Below are 23786 nucleotides of genomic sequence, written 5' to 3'. Positions count from 1 at the left end.
CGATATCTTACTACTAAATAAGAGGGTGTATAGACCCTCTTATTAATAGTTCATTCAATTGTTAGCGTTTTAGATATCTTAATTGTACGGTATTGACACGATATTCGCAATAATTTTAATCTTGTTTTCTATCGTCGGTTTCCGGTGTTCCATCCCCTGTTTCAACCGTTACAGCTAACTCAGGTTCTAAAATCCCTTCCTCCAACTCTACTACTTCTTCAGTTTCAACGACTGTTTGGTGTTCTCCAAAGATCGAGCGTTCCAATAGTTCAGCAATATCGTATGTGCCGACTTGTTCTTCGACTTCAACGGCTTTCGTTCCGTCAGACAACATCGTCAAGCAATACGGACAACCTGATGAAATGATTCCTGGGCTCACTTCAAGCGCTTGTTCAGTACGTGCTACGTTGACGCGCTGTCCTGTATCTTCTTCCATCCACATCATACCGCCACCTGCTCCACAGCACATACCGTCTTCGCGGTTACGTTCCATCTCCACCAACTGAACGCCTGGAATCGCTTTAAGAATTTCTCTCGGCTGATCATAGACATCATTATAGCGACCTAGATAACAAGAGTCGTGGAATGTGATGACTTCATCGATTTCATACTTCGGTACTAGCTTGCCTGCCATAACTAGTTCGTGTAGCAACTCGGTATGGTGTTTGACGATGACTTGCAGTCCGAAATCAGGATATTCATTTTTGAAGATATTATAGGCGTGCGGATCGATCGTCACAATTTTCGAGACGTTCGCTTTTTCGAATTCCGCGATATTCGCTGTTGCGAGCTCTTGGAATAAGAATTCATTTCCGAGGCGACGTGGTGTGTCTCCGGAGTTCTTCTCTTTATTACCAAGAATCGCGAAGCTTACGCCGGCTTCATTCAATAAATGCGCAAATGATAGAGCGATCTTCTGTGAGCGGTTATCAAACGCTCCCATAGAACCAACCCATAGTAAGTATTCAAAGTCTTCTCCAGCTTTTTTCGCTTCTTTTACTGTCGGGATGTGCAAGTCTGGACGTGCGTCTCTCCAGTTTTCTTTCTCTTTACGGTTAAGGCCCCACGGATTCCCTTGACGTTCGATGTTCGTCATCGCGCGCTGTGCATCCGGGTTCATCTTCCCTTCCGTCATCACAAGATAACGACGAAGATCGATAATTTTATCTACGTGTTCATTCATTACTGGACACTGATCTTCACAGTTACGGCACGTCGTACATGCCCAAATTTCTTCTTCCGTGATGACGTCACCGATCAATGAAGGATTGTAAAGTTCGTCCATTGTCATTCCCTCTGCCGTTGCAGCGAGTGCCAATTGATTTCCTTGTGAGTTTTTGAACAGTAGTTGAGGTACCCATGGCTGTTGCTTCGTCATGATGGCACCTGTGTTTGTTAGGTGATCACGTAGCTTTGTAATTAAGTCCATCGGCGACAGCATTTTACCTGTACCCGTTGCTGGACACATATTTGTACAACGTCCACATTCTACACATGCATAGAAGTCAATCATTTGCGCTTGTGTGAAGTCTGTGATCTTACCTACACCAAGTGGCGGCATGTCCTCTTCGTCTTCGATTTCTTCAAGTGCTTCAAAATCGATCGGCTTCAAACGTCCCGCGTGATCTAAACGGTGGAAATACACGTTTGCCGGACCTGCGATCAAGTGCGCGTGCTTAGATTGTGGTACATATACTAGGAACGTCAGCAATGTCAGTAAGTGTACCCACCAACCGACAAAGAATATCGTCACAGCTACGCCTGTCGGAACCGCGCTGAATACAGTGGCGATGATCGATGCCATTGGCTCTGTCCATGTAGTGCCTTCATTGTGCCAAATCATGTTCGCACCGTTAGCTACCAGTGTGGAAAGCATAAGTAGTCCAATAAATATAAGAACTAGACCGGATTTCCAGCCGCGCTTTAGACGAACTAGCTTCTCCATGTAACGACGATAGAATGCCCATACGACCGCTACTAGGATAACGAATACAACAATTTCCTGGAAGAATGTAAATGCCGGATACAACGGACCAAGTGGTAGATGTGATCCTGGCTTTAAACCTTTCCAAATCAAATCAATTGCACCAAATTGCACGAGTAGGAAGCCATAAAAGAACATGACGTGGATAGCCCCACTCTTTTTATCTTTCAATAGTTTCTTTTGTCCAAATACATACACCCAAATTTTCTTCAGACGCGCTTTGACGTCATTATCGAATTTTTCTTTTCTCCCCAGTCGGATGAATTCGTAGCGAGTTTTTAATAGGTATAGGAATAGACCCAAGCCGTATACGACGACTGCTACAAATAATATCCAGTTTGCGATGAGTAGTATATTCATCTCTTATTCCCCTTCCATTTCTTCTACTTGAGATCCCCTTTGAGAAACCGCTTTCAATAATATTCTATATACAGTGTAATAATGAATGATCATTCAGTCAACTGTTTTTGAAAGTTTATTTTTTATTTTCTTACTATGGCTGAAAGACCTTTTTGTCAAGTAATTATTTATTTATTATAATAATTCCCTCATCTAAACCTACTAGTATAGGCTTTATCGTATTGTAAATTTAATTTACCACTCTATATAGGACGCAGATCTGTTCTAAATTAGCGAAAATGTACTCACTACACGTCTAGCATATTAGTAGTATCCGATCAGTTGGAATGTTCTAACTTTATTGTATAACAATATAGCAAATTCGTCTATTTCATGATAACGTTTTCATAATGTGTTGCTAGCATCGGAAAGGAGTTTTCATTATGTATCGATTGTATGCGCGATTATTTCAAAAAGGACTCAAAGCGGGAATGGATCATTTACCTTGGAGGGAGCCTGAGCTGCTAGTTGGACCTGGTAGCTTGGAAAATCTTGCAGGAAAAGTGAAAAGTCTTGGAATACACAGCGTGCTCATAATTACAGATCGCGAAATTGCGAAACTCGGCTTGTTAGACGTCATGCTAGTCGGTCTCCATTCACTTGGAATCAAATACTTAGTGTATGACCAAACTGTCGCGAATCCCACGATCAGTAATATTGAAGAAGCACGGAGATTATACGTTGCGAATGAATGCGAAGCACTCATTGCGTTCGGCGGCGGTTCTCCGATTGATTGTGCAAAAGCAGTGGGTGCGAGAATTGCGAGACCCGAGAAACAGATTCCCGAGTTGAAAGGTTTATTCCATGTACGGAAGCAAATCCCTACGTTATTCGCGGTACCGACGACAGCGGGAACTGGAAGTGAAGCCACGCTTGCCGCTGTCGTGACGAATAGTAAGACACATGAGAAGTATGCGATCAATGATACATCACTGATCCCCCACTACGCTGTACTTGATCCATTGTTGACGATGAAATTGCCGCCAGCGATTACCGCCGCTACTGGAATGGATGCGTTAACGCACGCGGTGGAAGCATATATTGGGAATAGTAATACAACTGAAACGTGGAAAGATAGCCGTGAAGTAGTGCAGTTGGTATTCGCTAACTTATATGAAGCGTATCGTAATGGAGATAATTTGATCGCGCGAACGAATATGCAACGGGCTTCTTATTTGGCTGGCAAAGCATTTACTCGAGCGTATGTTGGAAATATCCACGCTATTGCACACACACTCGGTGGATTTTACAGCATGCCACACGGATTAGCGAACGCGATTATTTTGCCACACGCACTCGAGTATTACGGCAAATGTGTACACGAACCTCTTTCCGAGTTAGCTGATCTAATCGGCATTACACATCATTCGGATACGAAGCAAATGAAAGCCGAGAAGTTTATTGAGGAAATTCGGGCGTTGAATCATGCAATGAATATTCCGAAGCAAGTGGATGGAATTATGGTTGAGGATATTCCTTTGATGGTTAAACGTGCCTCCGCGGAAGCGAATCCGCTGTATCCTGTGCCGAAGATTTTGAGTAAGAGAGAGTTTACGGAGTTGTATGATGTGATTCGGGTTTGATGTGGTTGTTTGGATTGAGCGGTTTTGGGTGGGTATTGAGCGGATACGCGGGCGGATTGAGCGCTTGGGCTTCGGCATTGAGCGGATACGCGGGCGGATTGAGCGCTTGGGCTTTTTGCATCGAGCGGATACGCGGGTGGATTGAGCGCTTAGGCTTCAGTATTGAGCGGAGGCGCGGGCGGATTGAGCGCTTAGGCTTCAGTATTGAGCGAATACACGGACACTTTGAGCGCTTAAGCTTCAGCATTGAGCGAATACACGGGCACTTTGAGCGCTTAAGCTTCGGCATTGAGCGGATACGCTGACACTTTGAGCGCTTAAGCCTCAGCATGGAGCGAACACACGAACACTTTGAGCGCTTAGGCTTCAGCATTGAGCGGATACGCGATCGGATTAAGCGCTTAAGCCCTGGCATGGAGCGAATACACCAACACATTGAGCCCTACACGAAAAGCAAGGCCCCCTGGCATTAACCAGGGGGCCTTGTTTATTCATGATCATTTATCCTTTTTCTCGTTCGTGCGGAATACTTTTGCGCTGCGGACGTATTCATTGTCTGAAATGCCGAGACGGGCGTTCACGATGCGTGCTGCTACGAATAGGTAGTCCGATAGACGGTTCAAATAGCGTCCAACGACTGGTGATACGTCGTCTGCTGCGTTCATCAGTGTGACAGTTACACGTTCTGCGCGGCGTGTGACGGTACGTGCGATGTGTAATGTTGCCGCAGCTGGTGAGCCGCCCGGCAGGATGAAGCGTTCTAGTTCGGGTGCTTCTTCCATCAGCTTATCGATTCGGTTTTCGAGAACTGTGATCGGTTCTTCGTCGAGTTTGTAATGGCGTTCTTTCATAACGTTCGCTAAGTCGCCGCCACCGTCGAATAATTCATTTTGGATCGTCTCGAGATCAGTCAGGATATCTGCAAACTTTTCTCCATCAAGTTCTGTCATAGCTTTACCAATGAATGAATTCAGCTCATCGATCGTGCCATATGCTTCGACGCGTAAGTCATCTTTTGCGACGCGCCCACCAATTAAGCTAGTCGTTCCTTTGTCGCCAGTCTTCGTATAGATTTTCATTTCACTTCACTCCTTTAATTGTTTGAGGAATCCCATACCAAATTCTTGTGACAGTTGTTGCTTCTGCAAATAATTGCTGGTACAGACGGCCGCATCGATCGCGGAGTTCTCGTTGCTGTGCATCGAGCGGGACAATGCCCCGCCCCATTTCCGTCAAAATGAAAACGGTGTTCGGTCCGCTAATCTCGCGTACTGCGTTGCTAGCTTCTTTTTCTGTTATGTCTGTAGTCATCAGCCACTCGTGTATATCCGTTATAACGAGTGATTCACCGGGTTTAGCGGTCGCTGTTGTATCCATTGTACAGAAACATGCCGGCGAATCGCCAATCCAACGTCTCACATAGTCCGTTTTGCCGTTATAGGCACCTCCGATAAAGACGTGCATGGCTTCCCCTCCTTGAATTCTTCCGCGCTAGCCCATTCGAGTTGCCAAATAGATCCGTTCGTTACGTCCCAGTCCCAAAATGAACGATTGTCTTGCGCGAATGTATCCAGCACGACTCGGATCACACCGCCATGTGTCACGACGACTGCATCATTTGGCAATTCAGCTAGCGCTTCCAACACGCGTGACTTTACTTGTTGCAATGTTTCCCCGTTGCGAGGTGGCGTGTTCCACGCATCGTCTAGCCAGTTGCGATAGTCGGGATCATTTTTCAATTGATCATACGTCTGCTCTTCAAAGTCCCCGAAATTACATTCTCGCCAGCGTGGATCTGCTGTAAAGTTGATGTTCGGAAAATAAATGGCCGCTGTTTGACGAGTTCTACTTAAATCACTACCCGTTACTTGTTGAACAGGTACTGGAAAATCAATGGCCTCTCCTTCTTCTGAAACCAAACCGCTATCTGTCCACCCACAATAGACTTTTTGTGCATTCGTAGTTGTTTTTAAATGGCGAATGAGAAATATACGATAAGGACGAACCATAAGACCACCTCCATTCCTTCAATGAATGCCCCGCATAAATCCCCGGTGACACCGCCGAAATGTTTGATCGTCCAGCAATGGTAAAGCCAGATGGCCAAACAGATGACGATTAGCATCACGGGGAGTAATAAAATAGCGTGGAATTGAATACTTAACAAAATAATTGTTACGAAGCTGATGGTGCCCGATGCGACTAGCATCCGCCCGCGTAGGAAATGTTGTTTAAAAAAGAATGCAATGCCACTTGGTTTCGCGGTTTTCGTTACTGTATAATACCCTACTAATGCGGCACGAGAGAGAATCGGCACTGCCACGAGCAACGCCCAACCGTTTACAAGCTGTAGAATTTCAATGAACAAACCAATTTTCAAACAGAGTAACACGAGTAACGATAGCGTCCCGAATGCCCCGAGTCGTGGATCATCCATGATGGTCAGACGTTTTTCACGATCTTGATAGGAAAAGAATGCATCACCTAGATCTGCAAAACCATCTACATGCAAGCCGCCAGTCGCAATAAGTCCCGCCAACAAAATAAGTACCGCTGCAAGGAAACTGTTGAAATCACTCATGATGTACGCAACGCCCGCCAGCAGTAGACCGATTCCTCCACCGACAAACGGTAGCGCGATGTACATGCCCGATACTTCTTTTTTCCCTAGCGGCAGTTCTTTATGAACAGGTAGCGACGTGAAAAATTGGAGCGCTAATAAAATGCTATTCATCTTCTCGCTCCTTTACGCCAAAATAGATTGAACGAATGGCCAGTCGATATGTTGCTTGACGTGTGCCGCCCATTGTTCGTATACGTCAACACCTTCCGTTGCAGGAAGCGTGGCACGATCCATATCCTCTTCTGGAATCCCGTGATTTTCCAAGACAGGAATGACACCCGCAACCGGAATTCCGGTGTATTGTTCAATAAATTTCTCTCCCTCTTCAAAATAAGAAGCGTCTCCGTAAAATTTATTGATGATAATTCCTTTGACACGCCGACGTCTTTCTTCTGACAGAAGTTGAAGCGTGCCGACAATCGATGCAAACGCACCGCCTTTAGAAATGTCTGCGACTAGTATGACAGGCACATCCGCCAGTTCCGCGACGCGCATATTGGTTAGTTCACGGTCCATTAAATTTACTTCAGCGGTACTCCCTGCTCCTTCGATAATTAACGTATCGTAGTGATCGGCCAAATAGTCTAGCGCTTGTTGAATCGTTTTCAGACCTTTGTCGAACCACTCCTCACGAAAAGCTTGCCCCTCTATCGTCTCAAGTGGGACGCCCATCAGTAAAACGTCAGCCTCCATGTTTTCTTGCGGCTTCATCAAAATCGGATTCATTTCAACGATCGGTTGTGTGCGGGCGGCTTGTGCTTGCTGGAACTGGGAGCGGCTTATTTCACGTCCGTCTGCTAATGTCTCAGAGAAGCCGGACATATTTTGTGATTTGAAAGGGGCTACCTGGACACCTTCATTTGCAAGCAGTCGGCATAGCGCAGTGCAAATCATCGTTTTACCAACGTCTGACGCAGTACCAACGATCATTACTCCGTTCATATACGTTCTCCTTTCCAAACGATGGGCATGCCATGATCCATTTCTATCGCGCGTTCGGCAATCTCCACCAGTTGTTGATGAAGCATGCCGATCGTTTGGCGGTAGATTTCCGTCTCTTCTTCGTAATGCGGCCACTCATCGAGAACTTCATTTGAGACGATGACTAGATGAGAGACGATTTCTTTCATTTGCTTTAACGTCTGCAGTAATTGTTCTTGTTTTTGTTCCAGACAGCCTGATCGTTGAACGCACGGAATACCTTCTTCGTACCCTTCATACATTTCATTGGCGAGCCATGTCGTGAGGCAATCCCATAGTACGAGATCGCCGGGCTTTAGAAACGGCAACACTTCATGAAGATTTTTCGGTTGCTCAATTGTGTGCCAATTGGCTTGTTGACGATCTTCTTTATGTTGCTGAATCCGATGCTTCATCTCTTCATCGGCGGCTACACCGGATGCGATGTAGACGAGGCGACTTGCCGTTTGACTCGTCAACAGACGTTCTGCATACGCACTTTTTCCACTGCGCGCACCGCCACTGATGAATGTTAGTGTTGCTTGAACCATTGATCCATCGCCTCCCGCAGTGTATCCATCATCGGTTCGGACTTCATGCCAATTCGTAACCAGCGTCCATCCATCCCGCGGAAATTTTCTGAGTGACGCAAGACGATACCTTGTTTCAATAAATCTTGATACAGCTTCTTCGCCTCTTGCTGAGGTTTCATGACGAGGTAGTTTGCCGAAGAATTGAGTACTTCACAGCCATGTGAGCGCAAGAACTGGGTCATCTTCACGCGCTCCATTTGCGCATGTGAAATCGCCTGTTGACGATACGCTTCTTCTTGCAGACATAGTACACCGATTTCAGCAGCGAGTCCGTTGACATGCCAATGGGAAGCGCGTTGTGTAAGCGTGTCGATCCGTTCCGAATGGGCAATTAAATACCCAAGGCGGATGCCAGGAATCGCGTACATTTTCGTCATCGATCGTACAATGAATACATTCGGATAGTTCGCGACATGCGGAATAAAGGACTTTGATTCATCGACGAAATCAATGAATGCTTCATCTAACACCACATCTGTTGAACTCTTCTTAGCTGTGTCTACAATCGTTAGTAGCTCGTCTTTTGAAGGCAACAAGCCTGTCGGATTATTAGGTGTGCAAATATACAGTGCATCCGCTTCAGGTAGTGCTTCTAGAATTTGACGCATAGGTAATAGAAATCCTTCTGTTTCATTCGCTTGAAGCGACACGACCTCTGCATCGTTCACTTCAAGCGTGGCACGGTATTCGGAAAAGGTTGGGTCAATCAAGAGAACTCGCTTTCCACGATAGGTGCCTGCTAACAAAGATAGTATGTCCGCAGCCCCATTGCCGACAAGTACTTGTTGTTCGTCCACCTGATGAAAGCCCGAAATTGCCGAACGAAACGGCTGACCGTCTGGATCGGGGTAGCTGTTGAGGGTCGAAATTAACGTAGGCCACGCTTTCACTACGGACGATGGAGGTCCTGCCGGATTGCAGTTCTCACTGAAATCGAGCACTTCATCAGGCATCGAGATATTCATGGATGTATATAATCGTTTGCTGTTTGCACCGTGTTCAGGCAATCGCATAGAAAATCCCCCCTATTACTGTGCCGAGTGACCAGAAAGTCCAAGACACGACTTGCATTTGATACGTAGCGGAGCGGATATGTTCTTTATTCGCAATGACTGCCGGGCCAAGTACCGCTCGTTCCGATACGACTCCTCGATATGTACTGCGTCCGCCTAATTGGATATTGAGTTGCCAAGCAGTTGCCGCTTCCAAATAGCCACTATTCGGGCTCATATGTTTTTTGGCATCGCCTAACCAGCCACTCATTCGCTGTGTAAAAGAATGTCCACCTTCATTCGGAGTGAACAATAGAATAAGCAATCCTGTTATTCTAGAAGGAATCCAGTTAAAAAGATCATCCATATGCGCTGAAATTTTTCCGAATTCACGATAACGCTCATCTTTGTACCCGATCATAGAATCAAGTGTATTGACCGCCTTATACAACCACAGGCCCGGTGCCCCTAGCAAGAATGCCCAAAATAAGGGGGCTGTGATGCCATCAGACGTGTTTTCCGAAACTGTTTCAATCGTCGCACGGGCGATCTCACTCTCATCGAGCTTCTCCGTATCCCTGCCGACAATCCAGCTCAGTTTCTCACGTGCTTCGCTTACATCTCCTATCTTCAACGGCTCATAGACTACGAATGCCGCATCACGCAAACTCTTTTGCGCAAGTCCAGCCGCAATGAGTAGCGCTTCGATTGCGATGCCTGCGATCAGATGCAGACGGTATGCGATACTTACGAGCCAGATGACTAGTAGAAATGTCGTCATGCAAATAAGTAACCATAAAATCGCACCTTTTATTGTTCGCATACGCCCTTTATTCAATAGCTTCGTCAAATTACTGATCGTCGTGCCCAGCCATTTGACTGGATGGGGCCAGTTAGGTGGATCACCAATGAGCCGGTCGAGCACCATGCCGATCGCAATCGCTATGAAATGCGCCGGGATCATACGTGCTCACCTACTGCTGCTCGATATGAATGAATAGCTCGTACCGTACAGTCATAAACCCCTTTACCAATCAACTTTCCGAGTTGCGTAATCGGTCCAGCGTACGGCAAGTATTCCCCTTGTTGTGTCGATGCGATCAGCAAGCTGTCTGTCGAAGTACCTGTAGCGACCGTGCCGGATTCAGGATCCTTTACTCGCTCATCTTGCAGTGCTTTCACTTTCGCTTCCGTTGCGGTAATCAATGCTTGGACGAATGCTTCTTCACTTAATTCGCCATTAATGAATACCCATGTGTTGATTGTCCCGATGTACGGAATATCTTCACGCTGCCACGACTTCGAAACATCGACCGCGTTTCCGACACCTGCTGTCACTGCCACGACAATCGAGCCAAATGGTCCTTCGTATTCTTCCACTTCAACGTGCTCCGGACTAACCGCCGTCATCATCGCAACTGTATCTGTCAAATGATAGCCTAGCGCACGTAAGTATTCCGTATTCTCGCGTTGTACGTCATCGATCATATAATCTGCACGTACACCTCGATTGACGAATGTCCGGTACCAACCAAGCCCCGCATTATGGACCGCTGAAGAAATGGTCTTCAGTGGTTGGTTGGATTGCAACAGTACGTGATCTTCACGAATCTTTACGTCCGCTTTCTTCACACTAAACAGCTCCACCTTTTCTTGCAAGTTCGGCAATAGCGTCATTTGAGGCTTCGGCATTTCAGGGTGAGGCTGTGTTTTGACGCGCGCGTCGTACACATGATGAATTTCTTGTTCCAGTACGACGTCTTGCGGCACACCAATTGATGCTACTTCCCCGTTCTTCAGCAACAATAAGCGATCACAATAGAGTGCGGCCAAATTGATGTCGTGAAATACTGAGATGACCGTGATCCCCTTCTGTCTCGCTTGATTGCGGATCGTATCGAGCAATTGCTGTTGATGCGCGATGTCTAGATGGTTTGTCGGTTCATCCAATAATAAAATAGGTGCTTGCTGGGCGAGTGCTTGGGCAACGAATACACGTTGTTGCTCACCGCCAGATAATAATTCAATAGCGGTATTTTCATATCGCGTGACGCCTGTATAGTTCATCGCTTCTTGCACTGCTTGCTCGTCTAGCTCCGACCAACTCGAAAAAATCCCCGACTGATACGGATAGCGACCGAGAGCGACGGTGTCTTTGACGCTATGAGAAAACGCATGGGCATGAAGCTGTGGCAAGACGGCTACTTGCTGTGCAAATTGCTTTTGAGTATAGGCGCCCGAAGGTTTACCGGCGATCATGACTTTACCGCTTTGTTTCGGCAAAATTCCCGAGATGATTTTCAATAACGTGGATTTTCCGCTACCATTCGGCCCTAATATTCCAAGAACTTCTCCTTTTTCCACGTGGAACGACACATTTCGCACAATTGGTTCTTTGCCGTAGCCTCCCGATAGATTGTCCACTTGCAACATCTTCACATCGCCCCTTTTCTACGTTGTTTGTAAAAGATATAAGCAAACACCGGAGCGCCAATGAATGCTGTAATGACACCGACCGGTAATTCAGCCGGTGAAATAATCGTTCGAGCCACGAGATCGCAAATGATCAATAAGGAAGCACCGTTACATAGTGATAACGGCAGAACATGACGGTGATCGGAACCCCATAGCATGCGTGTCATATGAGGGACTACTAGACCGACAAAGCCGATGGTCCCAGACACCGCAACAGCAGAACCTGTTAAAACCGAACCACCTAGCAAAATCATCAATTTACGCTGTTTGACATTGACTCCGAGATGATGTGCGCGTTCTTCACCAAATAATAAAGCGTTCAACTCGCGGCGATTGAGCCACAGCATGAAGGAACCGATGATGAAAAACGGCAGTACCATCAGAATATAATTCCAACCGCGCATGGATACGCTACCAAGCAGCCACCCTACAATCTGACGAAGCTCTTCTTGTGTTAACGCAATCATTAGCGACAGCACGGAGCCGAGAAATGAACCAAAAATAATGCCTGTTAAAATAATTGTTTCCATTTTCATTGATCGATCGACCATTCGAGCGAAACCAATTACTAGAAACATCGTCATGGCGGCACCGATCATACTAAACACAGGTAAGGTGAATGCGCCCAGAATCGGTAGCGAAATACCAAAAAAGAGTGTGATCACGGCGCCGACAGAGGCACCGGATGACACTCCGAGGGTGTAAGGATCAGCTAATGGGTTTTTCAATAGCCCTTGGAAAGCGGCTCCTGAAATAGCTAGTGATGCACCGACGATTCCCGCCAGCAACACACGGGGCATGCGGATCTTCCACAGTATATTACTTGCGGTCGTATCCGATTGATTCCATAGCGTCTCTATTGGTATTTTCACTGTACCGATCGATACGCCGAGCCAGATGGCCACAAGCAATGTGGCCATCGACACGACATAGGCGAGGGCGGTTTTATTCACCGAATACCTCTGGATAGACTGCTTTTGCAAACAATTCTAATCCGTCAGCTAAACGTGGTCCCGTACGGCTAGTGATGTCTTCATCCAATTGAATAACTTGATCTTCTTTGATCGCAGTAACCGTATCAAATCCGTCACGCGTTTTAATGTTTTCTACGACATTCGGAACATAACTATACATAGCCAAAATTACATCCGGATTTTCATCTACAATCGTTTCAGGGCTGATCATAATCCAGCCTTCTTCTGTCACAATGTTTTCAGCGTGGATCATATCTAGGAATTGCTGTGGGAATGTCCCTTTTCCTGGTGCATAAATTTCAGGTGCATCGGAGTTTTCAACAAACACACGTTTCTTGTCCGTAATGTCTGCTGCTTTCTTTTTGATATCTGCCACTTTTGCTTTCATATCTTCGACGATTTGATTGGCTTCTACATTTTTGTCCATGACTTCACCAATCAGTTCAATCACTTCATATGTCTCGTCAAATGACCCTGCATTCTGCACGACGATTACAGGGATGCCTGCTTCGCGAATTTGATTCAATCCTTCTTCACTTGAACCCAACATCATTTCGCTTGCGAACACTGCTTCTGGCTCCAATGAAATGACTTTTTCCACGTTAACCGTAAAGTCCCCTACTGTATCAAGCTCCGTTACTTCTTCAGGGTAGTCATCGTTTTCTGTTACCGCGATGACTTTATCTCCCGCATCAATACCAAATAAAATTTCCGTATTGCTTGGAATTAATGAGATCACAGTTTCCGGCGCTTGTTCAAATGTCATTTCTTCGCCAGTCGCATCCGTCAAGGTGTATGGATAGCTCGTTGTATCCGTTGATTGTTGTTCCGTGTTCGCTTCTTCGCCGGCCTGATTTTCATCTGCCGGTGTTTCTTCTTTTTCACTGTCGCTTCCGCATGCCGCGAGTAGTAGTACTGCAAGCATTGCCGTTAGCATCAGTTGCCAAAACTTCTTCATGTGTGTTCCTCCTCTAATATGTGTGTTTCATTACGCAAGTCGCAGACATAAAAAAAACCTTCAAAAGTTCGAAGGATGAGGTAGGATGAAGTCAGCGCGTGACTTCTTCCACTGTACCTATCCTCGTAGGTTGCTGCGGAACTTCATTTTCTAAAAAGGCAGGTGACCTGGCTTGTGCATGGCACATACAGTGGCGGGACCGCATCGGATTTGAACCGATTTCGCTTTTCATCTCAAGTTTTGAGAACCTTTTCAGAAGATATGTAATTATGCTTTATTATAGCGATAATAGTCTTGGTTGTACAGGGTAAGGCGGAGATTGAGGAGCGTTTGGGAATAAGGCTCCAGTAAGGGGGCGCATTCCCGGTGGCCTGCGGTGAGCGTCCGCCTGAAACGCAGCGTAACAGTACCTTCTTTTTCCTCTCCACTTTACAAAGACATAAAAAGAGCCAAGCAGGAAATCCGCTTGGCCATTTTCGATACATTACATTCTTTCAGGTGCTTCCACGCCAACCAATTTCAACGCGTTCGCAATCGTCGTTTTTGTTGCTGTAATCAAAGCTAAACGTGCTTCGGAAAGGTCTTTGTTTTCCGGATCCAGCACTTTATTAGCATTGTAGAAACTATGGAATGTAGCTGCTAGTTCTTGGATATATGTCGTCACGCGGTGCGGTGCGCGCATACGAGCTGAGTCGCTGATTAGTTTCGGGAAGTCTCCGAGTTTCTTCAGCAGCTCTAGCTCTTTTTCGTCTTGCAATAGCATGACGTTTTCTGTTGATGCTTCTACGTTTTGTTCTTTTGCCTGACGTAGGATCGAGCAAATACGTGCATGCGCGTATTGTGCGTAGTAGACAGGGTTTTCATTGGATTTGGATACCGCCAAATCTAAATCGAAGTCCATTTGTGCATCGCCTGAGCGCATCGCGAAGAAGTAACGTACAGCGTCTAAGCCTACTTCTTCCACCAATTCACGTAGTGTGACCGCTTTTCCTGTGCGTTTGCTCATCTTGAATTTTTCTCCGTCTTTATAAAGCTGAACCATTTGTGCCACTTCTACTTCGAGTGTATCCCGGTCATAGCCAAGTGCCTGGATTGCCGCTTTCATACGCGGAATATATCCGTGGTGGTCTGCTCCCCAAATATTGATGAGTTTATCGAATCCGCGACTTAGCTTGTCTTGGTGATACGCGATATCCGGTGTTAAGTATGTGAACGAACCGTCTTGTTTGATCAGTACACGGTCTTTGTCGTCGCCAAATGTAGTAGAGCGGAACCAAGTGGCACCATCTTCTTCATAGACATGGCCGTTTTCACGAAGTTTAGTAAGTGCGACTTCGATCTTGCCGTTGTTATATAGAGAGGTTTCCGAGAACCAGTTATCGAAATGAACGCGGAAGTCCGCTAAGTCTTTCTTCAGCTTATCCAGTTCGATATTCAATCCGTGCTCACGGAAAAATGCAAGCCGCTCTTCTTCTGGTACATGGACATATTTGTCACCGTATTGTTCGACGAGATCTTTTGCGATCGCAATGATATCCGCACCACGATAGCCGTCTTCTGGCATTTCTTTTTCTAAGCCAAGTGCTTCGAAATACCGAACGTCGATAGATAATGCTAAGTTGTTTATTTGATTACCAGCATCGTTAATATAGTATTCGCGCGCTACATTATAGCCTGCTTTGTCGAGAATATTACATAGTGAATCTCCAAGTGATGCCCCGCGTGCGTGCCCTAAGTGCAAGTCGCCTGTTGGGTTCGCTGATACGAATTCCACTTGAATTTTCTGTTGTTGTCCACTGTCGGAACGACCGTAGTCAACTCCTTGGTCAAGAACGGATTTCACGATATCCCCGAGACTGTCTGTTTTTAAGCGGATATTGAGGAATCCGGGTCCAGCAATTTCAATGGAATCAATTGCTGTGTTCGTCGTGTCGAGGTGCTCCAAAATACTTTCCGCAATCGCTCGTGGTGGCTTTTTCGCTAGTTTCGTCAACTGCATAGCGATATTCGCTGCATAGTCGCCGTTTTCTTTACTTCTTGGTGATTCCAGTTTGATTTCTGGAATTTCTGTTCCTTCGACTAGTTGTGCTTTTTCAATTGCTTCGTGCAATGCTACTTTTATTTCATGTTGAATCTGCTCTACTGCATTCATTTTGTTACCTCCGAGTAGGTTATTGTCAAATGATATTTCCCTAATAAGCTTTCGTCTGAATGTAAGTCGTACGCTACCGTAAAGCGTCCGGGTACCCACTCCAGTTGATTAGTATAAACGGCTAAATCCATAACGGCAGGGCCATTACCGTATGTACCGAAACGAGTATCATCCTGTCTGAACGGCAATCGCATCTGCACACCGCCCTTACGCATGATGAAGGCATCATCGGCATGTAATTTCACCGTCGTTCGGACCGGCGGCATTCCTTCTGTTCGTTCTTCAAACAATAAGTAGGCCTGTCCTTTTTTCTCAATGAGTTCTCCAGTCGCCTGCATCGTATGCGTTTCCGCTTGCTGGTCTGGATGTTGAATAACGGAACGGAGCTGAACTTCCATTTTTGGCGCTTCCATTCGTTCACCGCCTTATGTAAATAGATTCACTCATTATACACTTCTTCTCGCATTAGTTTCAATGTTACACGTCTAAACTTTTCCTACGAACCGTTTAATCCGTTCATAACCGTCCCATACTGTCAAAAGATACTGAATGGAACGGGATGTGATATGTAGTGAAACGTACCGATTATATAAAATCTACAAATCGTAAAAAATGGAAAAAGATCGCATTATCTCTGTCGATCACGTCTATAGCCGCGATCCTAACTGTCTTAATCGCTCTTCGAATATATGCTCAAGTACTTGGTGCCCCTTCATTGAGCGTACCAAAGGCTTCATTGTTCCTCGATCATAGCGGACATCAGATCGGGGATCATTTTTCACAACATCGACGTTATTGGATGAAACTGTCCGATATGTCCCCTTTTCTTTCGGATGCCTTCGTTGCAACGGAAGATAAGAAATTTTATTCGCATAATGGATTTGATTACAAACGGATTGCGGGTGCAATTCTGAAAGATGTCAAAACGATGAGTAAAGCACAAGGAGCGAGTACGATTACTATGCAATATGCGCGGAATTTGTATTTGACGCACGAAAAGTCATGGACACGGAAACTGCATGAGGCACTCTTTGCCTATCGACTAGAAATTTTCTATGACAAGGATACGATATTGGAAGGTTATTTAAATACCGTCTACTTCGGCCATGGAATGTATGGAGTGGAAGCAGCGAGTCGATTTTATTTCTCCAAAGCAGCAAAAGATCTGACTTTAGAAGAAGCGGCTACGATTGCGGCGATCGCAAAAGGCCCTTCGATTTATTCGCCACTTGATCATCCCGAAAATTCACGTGATCGTCAATTGCTCGTACTGAATCAAATGGAGCTCTATGACTATATTTCTACTGAACAAAAAGAACGAGCAATAGAAGAGGAAATTGTACTCAAGACTGATAGTTGGAAAGATATGAAGCAAGTGGCACCTTATTTTTTGGATGCTGCGTGGCAACAAGCAGAAGACATCCTCGCTTCGAAAGGTCGAGCACCCGCGGAAGGTGGTTGGCAAATCCGAACGACGTTGAATCAACAGCACCAGCAAGCAGCAGAACAAGCAATTAAGCAAGCGATGCCTGAAAATGATTTGCAAATAGGATTCATTTCAATGGCCGCAGACACAGGCTTTGTTACATCCATGATAGGTGGTGTGGATTTTGGCGAAAGCTCCTTCAACCGTGTGACTCAAGCGAAACGTCAGCCAGGATCTGCGATGAAGCCGATCCTTTATGCAGCCGCGCTGGAAAAAGGCATGAATCCTTTAACGTTCATGACGGCTGAAAAAACGCTGTTTACGTATGATGACGGTCGTTCGACATATGAGCCAAGCAATATTAACGATGAGTTTGCAGCGAAGCCGATTTCATTGGCACAGGCAATTGCGATTTCGGATAATATTTATGCAGTCAAAACGCTTGAGCAAGTTGGTTACAAGCCCTACACGAAAATGGCGCAACGACTCGGGATCGACGTCACGTTTCCCGAATCCCCTGCAGTTGCTCTCGGCACTTCCGATGTGACGTTGTTCGAGATGACGACAGCGTATAATCGGATTGCGTCAAAAGGGAAACAAGTCGAACCCCAAATGATTTTATCTATTACGGATGCGAATGGAAAATTGGTCTATGAGCATCCCTCAAAGAAACCGAAACAAGTGATGTCGGAACAAGATGCGTTTGTACTGACGCATTTGATGACAGGAATGTTCGACCCCGTCTTCAATGATTATTTGACCTCTACAGGCCTATCCATGCGACCGAAACAAACACGGCCTTATGCAGCGAAGTCCGGAACGACGATATCGGATCAGTATTTGATTGGATTCTCACCTACATTAACAGCGGGAATTTGGACGGGGTTCGACCGTGGCAAGCAACTCGAGAATTTGGAAGATAAATCTGTCTCGAAAAAAGTGTGGATTGATTTTATGGAAGCGGCGCATGAGGGTACAGCACCGCAACCATTCATCCCCCCTTCTGGCGTGCAAAGTGTCATTGTAGACATCGAAACTGGCGGCATTGCTGTCAATGAATGTGCGAAGCAACGATTGATCTATGTGAAGGATAAAGATGTACCGAAGAAGTTATGTACGGATCGCACGTTGAGAGAACAGCATTCGGGGGAAAAAGAAAATTCTAAAATGGAGTTATTCCCGTTTTCATTTTTTGAGTGATTTTGGGTGGAGCGGGTTTGGCTTGTTGGCTTGGGATTGAGCGGTTGGTTGGTGAGATTGAGCGGTTGGCGTGGATGTTTGAGCGGGTTTACGCTTGTATTGAGCGGATGGCTGGTAGCTATGAGCGGGTGGTTGCTTTGATTGAGCGGGTAGCGCTTGCGATTGAGCGGACGGCAAAGTATGAGCGGTTAGCCGGCAGGATTGAGCGGTTGGCGTGGATGGTTGAGCGGTACGGGCTTCGGATTGAGCGGGTAGCTGCTAAGATAGAGCGGATCACGACAAACTATGAGCGCTCGGCCGACAGCATAGAGCGCTTAACCACAAAGCATGAGCACCACAAGTAGATTCCAAACCAAAAATCTCCATAGAAAAAAGCCTCGTTCTCCGTATCCGCGGAGAACGAGGCTTTTTTGACCGTTATGCAGTGATCGAATGAATCCGCACTGCTTGGGTTTGTGTTTTCATCAAACGACTGTCTACATAGCGGGTGTCCTAGATTACAGCGCAAAGCTGTATATTTAGTTTACTTCCTTTGTGGCAGACATTCAACCTCAAAGAGTACGTTATGCAAATTGTCACATTTTTGACGTATTTGACGAGAATTGCACTATTCACTTATGTCGCGTGATATCTTACTCCGTGCGCAAACCTTCGTGTAATTCAGCGGTGCTGCGTTCCCAAAGTTCTGCGTTATGCGATATTAGAAAATCTTTAAGAATCTTCTTTGAACGATCGTCCATTTCATCTACGATAATGTGACGTTTCATTGATTTGTCCATGCGATTGACGTGGTCAGCGAGTAACTTATAGCCACGTCTCTTCTCACGATTCACGACCATTTCACACGCTGTGATTCCTGCGTAATATGGACCTTCTTCACGGTAATCAATTGTCACCCAAACGAGCCAGTATGGTTTACCGCCTTCAGAATCTTTGCGGTCAGTGGTGAATTTGATTCCTCGTTCTGTATCACTACGGGCATGCATGGCACCCATTTCTACTTGTGCTGTACCTTCCTCCACGTCGATGATCACAGGTGAAATGTTTTCCAGCGACAACGAACCTATGCCAAACCCTTTATGTCCATCTGTAGGATCATTTTTTATTATCGTAAAGCCTAACTTTGGTTTTGAATTTTGCTCACTTGCCATGTAAATCAACCTCCGTCTCTGTTATTATATGTACTATACCTGAATTTTCAGCCAAGGAGGAAATAAAATGCCATACGTTACAGTAAAAATGCTTGAAGGCCGTACTGATGATCAAAAACGTGCACTCTGTGAAAAAGTTACGCAAGCCGTTGTGGAAACGACGGGCGCTACTTCTGATAGCGTAACAGTTTTCATTGAAGAAATGCCAAAAAATCATCTTTTTAGAGAAGGTAAACTAATGAGTGATCAGTAAAATCGGCAAAAGGATTCTCATCACGAGAATCCTTTTTTCTTCATTCATTCAGCTGACTGAACTCACTTGCATCTCTTCGATGAAGGCAAATGCTTGATCCATTTCCTGATCAGTAAAGTTCAGTTTGTTTTTCACGATACGTACTTTAGCAATTTGATCTTCTTTATTGAGCTGATCGAAAAACAACAAGGTGGAGACCAATTCCAAAAAGCGTGACGACTTCTCATTCAATCGCTCAATACATTTTGGTAGCTGTTCTTTCGGTGCTTCTGCTGTCGCAAGGAATTTCGATCCCTCATCCGTCACTTGATAGCAATATTGTTTATACGAACCCTTGTCCTCGAAACGTTCAGCCAAAAAGCCCATTTCACATAGCTCTTCCACTCGCAATGTTAGTTCTTCCGAATAAGGACCATACATATGGAGCTCGTATTTCTCAGCAAACGGGAAATTCATTTTCTTTAATATATACACCATTTTCTGCATCTTCTTACGGCCATTTACTTCATTCGCCAACGATATAAACTGAACGATTTTTGCATGCTCTTGCAGCAAGTCCCGCAACCCCTCTCTTAGCCTCTTAACAATTCCAAAATCTTCTCGTGCAATGGGTTTCCATCTATCAACAAATCTTCTGGATAATAAATTTTATGGTCTGTTCTGCGTTTTCCTGATATCGCTTCGACCACGTCGGACATCCGCGATAGTTCACGCAAATCACCATTTCCTAGTTGTAAATAAATCGGCACGCGCTCATTTTCTTCACCTGGACGATAAAAATCGTAAGGTAAGTCTGATGAAGAATCCGTCACTAAATAATAGTCAGGATCGAGCCCTGTTTCTTTAAACAATGTGATAAGTTCACCAAATTTCATATACTGCACTGCTGGATCGAACTCGGCATATTGAAATAGCCGTCTGTTTACGAAGCGATCACATAAATCTGCTAAAATGGTATCGTCTTCTTCCATCCACAGCTGGAAATACGTTAATAACACGCCCTCGTCAAGGGCTATGTACTCTTTCAGTTTGAATTCTTGTGCGAAGAACGAAACGAAATGCATCGGTTCTTGCTTAAACGCATATCCAGTTTCGAATAAATGTTTCGCTCTGTGTAAGATTTTGATCAAAATCACTTCTGCACTGCGCGACACTGGATGGAAATACACTTGCCAATACATTTGATAACGGCTCATGATATAGTCTTCCACTGCGTGCATGCCGCTCTGCTTGATGACGACTTGATCTTCTGTCGGACGCATGACACGCAAAATCCGTTCCATGTCGAAATGGCCATAGGAAACGCCTGTATAATACGCATCGCGCTGAAGATAATCCATTCGGTCCGCGTCGATTTGACTGGAAATCAAGCTGACAACTAGTTTGTCTGGATACGTTTTATCTATGACATCCGCTACTTTTCGGGGAAAATCTGGTGATACACGATGCAATACCTCATGAACTTCTGTCTGTTCCAATAAAATTTGCTGGGTAAATAGTTCGTGATCTAGGTTGAATACTTTTTCAAATGCGTGGGAAAATGGGCCATGTCCCAAATCATGCAATAATGCTGCACAGAGAGCGACCAGTCGCTGTTCATCGTCCCATTCTTCACGCCCACTGAAGCCATCGTCAAGAATTCGTCTGACGATTTCATAGACACCGAGCGAGTGCTGGAAGCGGCTGTGTTCTGCGCCGTGGAACACTAGGTAGGTGGTGCCAAGCTGGCGAATCCTGCGCAGGCGCTGGAACTCTCGTGTGTTGACCAGGTCCCAAATAACGCGATCCCGGACGTGTATGTAGCGGTGCACGGGGTCTTTAAACACTTTTTCTTCAGGCAGTTTTTCGTTTTGGTACGCCATGTCGTCACCTCATCCTTCATTCGTTACAGTATAACAAAAAACGACGGAACGTGACATAGTACACTATGACGGATTTTAAACAGGATTGTGTATGGAATTTCAAATTTAGGATAGTGACTTAGTATCTACAAAGGGATGGAAGCGGAAGCCGACGGACGCTCTCCCATGAGCCTGCGGGAGTCGCCGTCAGCTTCCGCTTCCATCCTACTTATTGAGTTGAGGTACTTATATCACTCATTGTAGGTAGTGTGGGAACTATTGTTATGCCTAAACTTATTCAAGTTCGAAATAGATTACAAACTTAACTTCAATGCACAACAAAATGTATCATCTACTCGTCTTGCAAGGGATTGGCGCGTAGGAGGGACAACTCCCAGAGGATCAGCCCGACAGGAGAGACAACCAAAGGAGCTTGCTACTGGTTGGCTCGCCGTGGACCCTCAGGAAAGCGTCCCCTCCGAAGCACCAATCCCCACCCGAACAGCCCGTCAGCCTATTCCCGAACAGCCTACCAACTACCATATTCAACTCCTACTCATCCAAAAAAACGGCCACTTCATTACCATCTTGATAGAATTTTGTAACTCTCTGAATAAAAGATTCATTTCGTGGTCATAATGGCAGTAGAAAGAGAGTACAAGTCAGGAGGCATGGAGATGGTGAAAGTTAGACAAGATGCATGGTTAGAGCAGGACGATGAATTATTGGCAGAGACGGTGTTACGACATGTAAGAGAAGGAAGTACACAACTAGGTGCATTTGAGGAAGTTGGCGACGCATTGAACCGAACGGCAGCAGCTTGCGGGTTCAGATGGAATGCAGTCGTGCGAAGAGACTACGAGAGTGAACTTGCCGAAGCGAAGAAAGAGAGAAAGCAAACGTTACGTGTGCTAGGTACAGATTTTAAAAGACGTAACCAGCAAATGTACAACCCGGAGACAGGCGCAGATGGCCAGGAGAAAATCCAAGTTCCATTATCCGCCCTATCCCTTGATACCGTGATTGCCTATTTGATTCGCATGCATCATAACGGCGGTGCAGATACAGATGCCCTTCGATGGAGACAAACAGCCAAAACAGCGACAGAACAAATGAAATCGCTAGAAACGCAACTTGAAGAACTGAAGAAAGAGAATCGTACGCTGAAAGAGGATTATGAGCAATTCGTCCAAATCATGAACCGCGCACGCCGATTGATCGCTTTGAATGAAGAAAGCGAGCACGTCGCACCGTTATTTAAAATGGAACCGAACGGAAATTTAATTACATCAAAAGAGCCGCCAATCAATAACTGATTGGCAGCTTTTTTTCGTTCTATGACAGCATCTTTTGATTGCGTTCAAAGACGCGTTTTAAATAAAAGCTGTACAATTCCATCTCTTCATCTGTTAATCCACCATGTCGCACATCTTCCGTCAACGAGCGTAATACTATTTGCAGACGGATGACGACTTCGTTGACCGTCAAGTGCGTATCGAGAATTTCCGATAGCGACGCCATGGTATCGGGCTGGATTATAGGATAGGTGAATTTTGTCTGCTGACCTTGTAAGCCTTTCTCATAGACTTCACGAATGATCTCCGCACGTTCAGAACCACTGCCTTCTATGCATAAATACACTTGCACAGCGACTCCTTGGCGCAGCCGTCGCTGAGAGATTCCAGCGAACTTCTTACCATCGACACTTAAATCATATGATCCTGGACAATAGGACCCGACAATTTCATAGGCTTCAATCCGTTCACCGAGTTCAGGAAATAACAATTGAACAAGTGATAGCATAGCTTCGTAGCCTATCGGAATATCAATCGATGACTTTTGTTCGGAAAAGATTAAGGAAATATTTAATATCCCTTCATCCAGCACAACAGCCAGACCGCCCGAATTACGCACAATCGATTGATAGCCGTGCTGCTCAATGCTGTCCATCGCTTCTTGGATAAATGGCATCCGATGATCTTGAATGCCTAACACGATCGTATGGTCATGCACCCACGTCCTAACGACGGGGACACTTTGTTGTTGTCCAACTAATTGGCATAACGTATCATCCATGGCGAAAGATTCAAGCGCAGATCGATTGCGTGCCGAAATGGATTCGTCAAGGAAACGCCAAGCGGGTTGATTCAATAAATGTTTATCTTGTGACATGTCTAGCTCTCCTATGGTAGTTGATCTGGATTAAATGTAGACGGTTCACA

23 protein-coding genes and 1 riboswitch are annotated in these 23786 nt (G+C 45.5%); of the genes, 5 read left to right on the top strand and 18 right to left on the bottom strand.

Going from position 1 to position 23786, the window contains the following annotated elements; genetic code table 11:
* Positions 1–115: 115 nt before the first annotated feature.
* The gene (locus SporoP17a_RS12185) at positions 116–2344 is read right to left on the bottom strand and encodes a (Fe-S)-binding protein (protein ID WP_083034926.1); all 2229 of its coding nucleotides are present in this window, start codon (positions 2342–2344) and stop codon (positions 116–118) included.
* A 422-nt stretch (positions 2345–2766) separates the two neighbouring features.
* Between SporoP17a_RS12185 and SporoP17a_RS12180 the strand changes: the two genes are divergently transcribed.
* A complete protein-coding gene (locus SporoP17a_RS12180; RefSeq protein WP_083034925.1) occupies positions 2767–3966 on the top strand; it encodes an iron-containing alcohol dehydrogenase in 1200 nt (399 codons plus the stop codon).
* A gap of 497 nt (positions 3967–4463) precedes the next feature.
* Here the strand turns inward: SporoP17a_RS12180 and SporoP17a_RS12175 are convergent, their stop codons facing one another.
* The 13 genes from SporoP17a_RS12175 to SporoP17a_RS12115 all read right to left on the bottom strand — a co-directional run bounded on the left by SporoP17a_RS12175 (position 4464) and on the right by SporoP17a_RS12115 (position 16106).
* The gene (locus tag SporoP17a_RS12175) at positions 4464–5045 is read right to left on the bottom strand and encodes a cob(I)yrinic acid a,c-diamide adenosyltransferase (protein ID WP_083034924.1); all 582 of its coding nucleotides are present in this window, start codon (positions 5043–5045) and stop codon (positions 4464–4466) included.
* Between the two features lies 1 nt (position 5046).
* Positions 5047–5430 (bottom strand): bifunctional adenosylcobinamide kinase/adenosylcobinamide-phosphate guanylyltransferase, encoded by a 384-nt coding sequence (locus SporoP17a_RS12170; protein WP_083034923.1) that lies wholly within the window; start codon positions 5428–5430, stop codon positions 5047–5049.
* Entirely contained in the window at positions 5382–5975 is a 594-nt protein-coding gene (locus SporoP17a_RS12165; protein WP_083034922.1) for a histidine phosphatase family protein, read from the bottom strand. The genes SporoP17a_RS12170 and SporoP17a_RS12165 overlap by 49 nt, the downstream gene beginning before the upstream one ends.
* Positions 5936–6700 carry an adenosylcobinamide-GDP ribazoletransferase gene (locus tag SporoP17a_RS12160; RefSeq protein WP_083034921.1) on the bottom strand — a complete coding sequence of 255 codons (765 nt, stop codon included), beginning with the start codon at positions 6698–6700 and terminating at the stop codon, positions 5936–5938. Before SporoP17a_RS12160 ends, SporoP17a_RS12165 begins: the two co-directional genes overlap by 40 nt.
* 12 nt (positions 6701–6712) lie before the next feature.
* Complete coding sequence (locus SporoP17a_RS12155) at positions 6713–7531, bottom strand: cobyric acid synthase (protein ID WP_083034920.1); 819 nt, start codon at positions 7529–7531, stop codon at positions 6713–6715.
* A complete protein-coding gene (locus SporoP17a_RS12150; RefSeq protein ID WP_083034919.1) occupies positions 7528–8100 on the bottom strand; it encodes a bifunctional adenosylcobinamide kinase/adenosylcobinamide-phosphate guanylyltransferase in 573 nt (190 codons plus the stop codon). The genes SporoP17a_RS12155 and SporoP17a_RS12150 overlap by 4 nt, the downstream gene beginning before the upstream one ends.
* Entirely contained in the window at positions 8082–9155 is a 1074-nt protein-coding gene (gene cobD, locus SporoP17a_RS12145; protein WP_083034918.1) for a threonine-phosphate decarboxylase CobD, read from the bottom strand. Before cobD ends, SporoP17a_RS12150 begins: the two co-directional genes overlap by 19 nt.
* Positions 9142–10095 carry an adenosylcobinamide-phosphate synthase CbiB gene (cbiB, locus tag SporoP17a_RS12140; protein WP_083036077.1) on the bottom strand — a complete coding sequence of 318 codons (954 nt, stop codon included), beginning with the start codon at positions 10093–10095 and terminating at the stop codon, positions 9142–9144. The genes cobD and cbiB overlap by 14 nt, the downstream gene beginning before the upstream one ends.
* Positions 10095–11567, bottom strand: coding sequence for an adenosylcobinamide amidohydrolase (locus SporoP17a_RS12135; RefSeq protein WP_083034917.1), 1473 nt, complete (start codon positions 11565–11567; stop codon positions 10095–10097). Before SporoP17a_RS12135 ends, cbiB begins: the two co-directional genes overlap by 1 nt.
* Before the next feature lie 2 nt (positions 11568–11569).
* Positions 11570–12562 carry a FecCD family ABC transporter permease gene (locus tag SporoP17a_RS12130; protein WP_083034916.1) on the bottom strand — a complete coding sequence of 331 codons (993 nt, stop codon included), beginning with the start codon at positions 12560–12562 and terminating at the stop codon, positions 11570–11572.
* A complete protein-coding gene (locus SporoP17a_RS12125; RefSeq protein WP_083034915.1) occupies positions 12555–13541 on the bottom strand; it encodes an ABC transporter substrate-binding protein in 987 nt (328 codons plus the stop codon). Before SporoP17a_RS12125 ends, SporoP17a_RS12130 begins: the two co-directional genes overlap by 8 nt.
* 139 nt (positions 13542–13680) lie before the next feature.
* Positions 13681–13808: riboswitch (cobalamin riboswitch) on the bottom strand.
* Positions 13809–14025: 217 nt separating this feature from the next.
* Positions 14026–15693 (bottom strand): arginine--tRNA ligase, encoded by a 1668-nt coding sequence (gene argS, locus SporoP17a_RS12120; protein ID WP_083034914.1) that lies wholly within the window; start codon positions 15691–15693, stop codon positions 14026–14028.
* Positions 15690–16106: a YwiB family protein gene (locus tag SporoP17a_RS12115; RefSeq protein ID WP_083034913.1), complete on the bottom strand. Its 417-nt coding sequence runs from the start codon at positions 16104–16106 to the stop codon at positions 15690–15692. The genes argS and SporoP17a_RS12115 overlap by 4 nt, the downstream gene beginning before the upstream one ends.
* A gap of 158 nt (positions 16107–16264) precedes the next feature.
* On the opposite strand from SporoP17a_RS12115, the gene SporoP17a_RS12110 reads away from it, so the two are divergent.
* Both SporoP17a_RS12110 and SporoP17a_RS12105 read left to right on the top strand, forming a co-directional pair.
* Positions 16265–18319, top strand: coding sequence for a transglycosylase domain-containing protein (locus SporoP17a_RS12110; RefSeq protein ID WP_083034912.1), 2055 nt, complete (start codon positions 16265–16267; stop codon positions 18317–18319).
* A 17-nt stretch (positions 18320–18336) separates the two neighbouring features.
* On the top strand, positions 18337–18663 hold the full coding sequence (locus tag SporoP17a_RS12105) for a hypothetical protein (RefSeq protein WP_083034911.1): 327 nt from the start codon (positions 18337–18339) through the stop codon (positions 18661–18663).
* A 288-nt stretch (positions 18664–18951) separates the two neighbouring features.
* Here SporoP17a_RS12105 and SporoP17a_RS12100 read toward each other — a convergent pair whose 3' ends face one another.
* Entirely contained in the window at positions 18952–19470 is a 519-nt protein-coding gene (locus SporoP17a_RS12100) for a YwhD family protein (RefSeq protein ID WP_083034910.1), read from the bottom strand.
* Between the two features lie 67 nt (positions 19471–19537).
* On the opposite strand from SporoP17a_RS12100, the gene SporoP17a_RS12095 reads away from it, so the two are divergent.
* A complete protein-coding gene (locus SporoP17a_RS12095; RefSeq protein WP_083034909.1) occupies positions 19538–19723 on the top strand; it encodes a 2-hydroxymuconate tautomerase in 186 nt (61 codons plus the stop codon).
* 48 nt (positions 19724–19771) lie between these two features.
* Here SporoP17a_RS12095 and SporoP17a_RS12090 read toward each other — a convergent pair whose 3' ends face one another.
* Complete coding sequence (locus SporoP17a_RS12090) at positions 19772–20278, bottom strand: YwgA family protein (protein WP_083034908.1); 507 nt, start codon at positions 20276–20278, stop codon at positions 19772–19774.
* 17 nt (positions 20279–20295) lie between these two features.
* The gene (locus tag SporoP17a_RS12085) at positions 20296–21585 is read right to left on the bottom strand and encodes an HD domain-containing protein (protein ID WP_083034907.1); all 1290 of its coding nucleotides are present in this window, start codon (positions 21583–21585) and stop codon (positions 20296–20298) included.
* Between the two features lie 656 nt (positions 21586–22241).
* Here SporoP17a_RS12085 and SporoP17a_RS12075 point away from each other — a divergent pair.
* A complete protein-coding gene (locus tag SporoP17a_RS12075) occupies positions 22242–22880 on the top strand; it encodes an RsfA family transcriptional regulator (protein ID WP_083034905.1) in 639 nt (212 codons plus the stop codon).
* Positions 22881–22899: 19 nt separating this feature from the next.
* Here the strand turns inward: SporoP17a_RS12075 and SporoP17a_RS12070 are convergent, their stop codons facing one another.
* A complete protein-coding gene (locus SporoP17a_RS12070) occupies positions 22900–23736 on the bottom strand; it encodes an octanoyl-[GcvH]:protein N-octanoyltransferase (RefSeq protein ID WP_083034904.1) in 837 nt (278 codons plus the stop codon).
* Positions 23737–23786 lie beyond the last annotated feature (50 nt).

The organism is Sporosarcina ureae (assembly GCF_002082015.1).
Lineage (GTDB): Bacteria > Bacillota > Bacilli > Bacillales_A > Planococcaceae > Sporosarcina > Sporosarcina ureae_A.
This window is presented reverse-complemented; position numbering and strand designations above follow the sequence as displayed.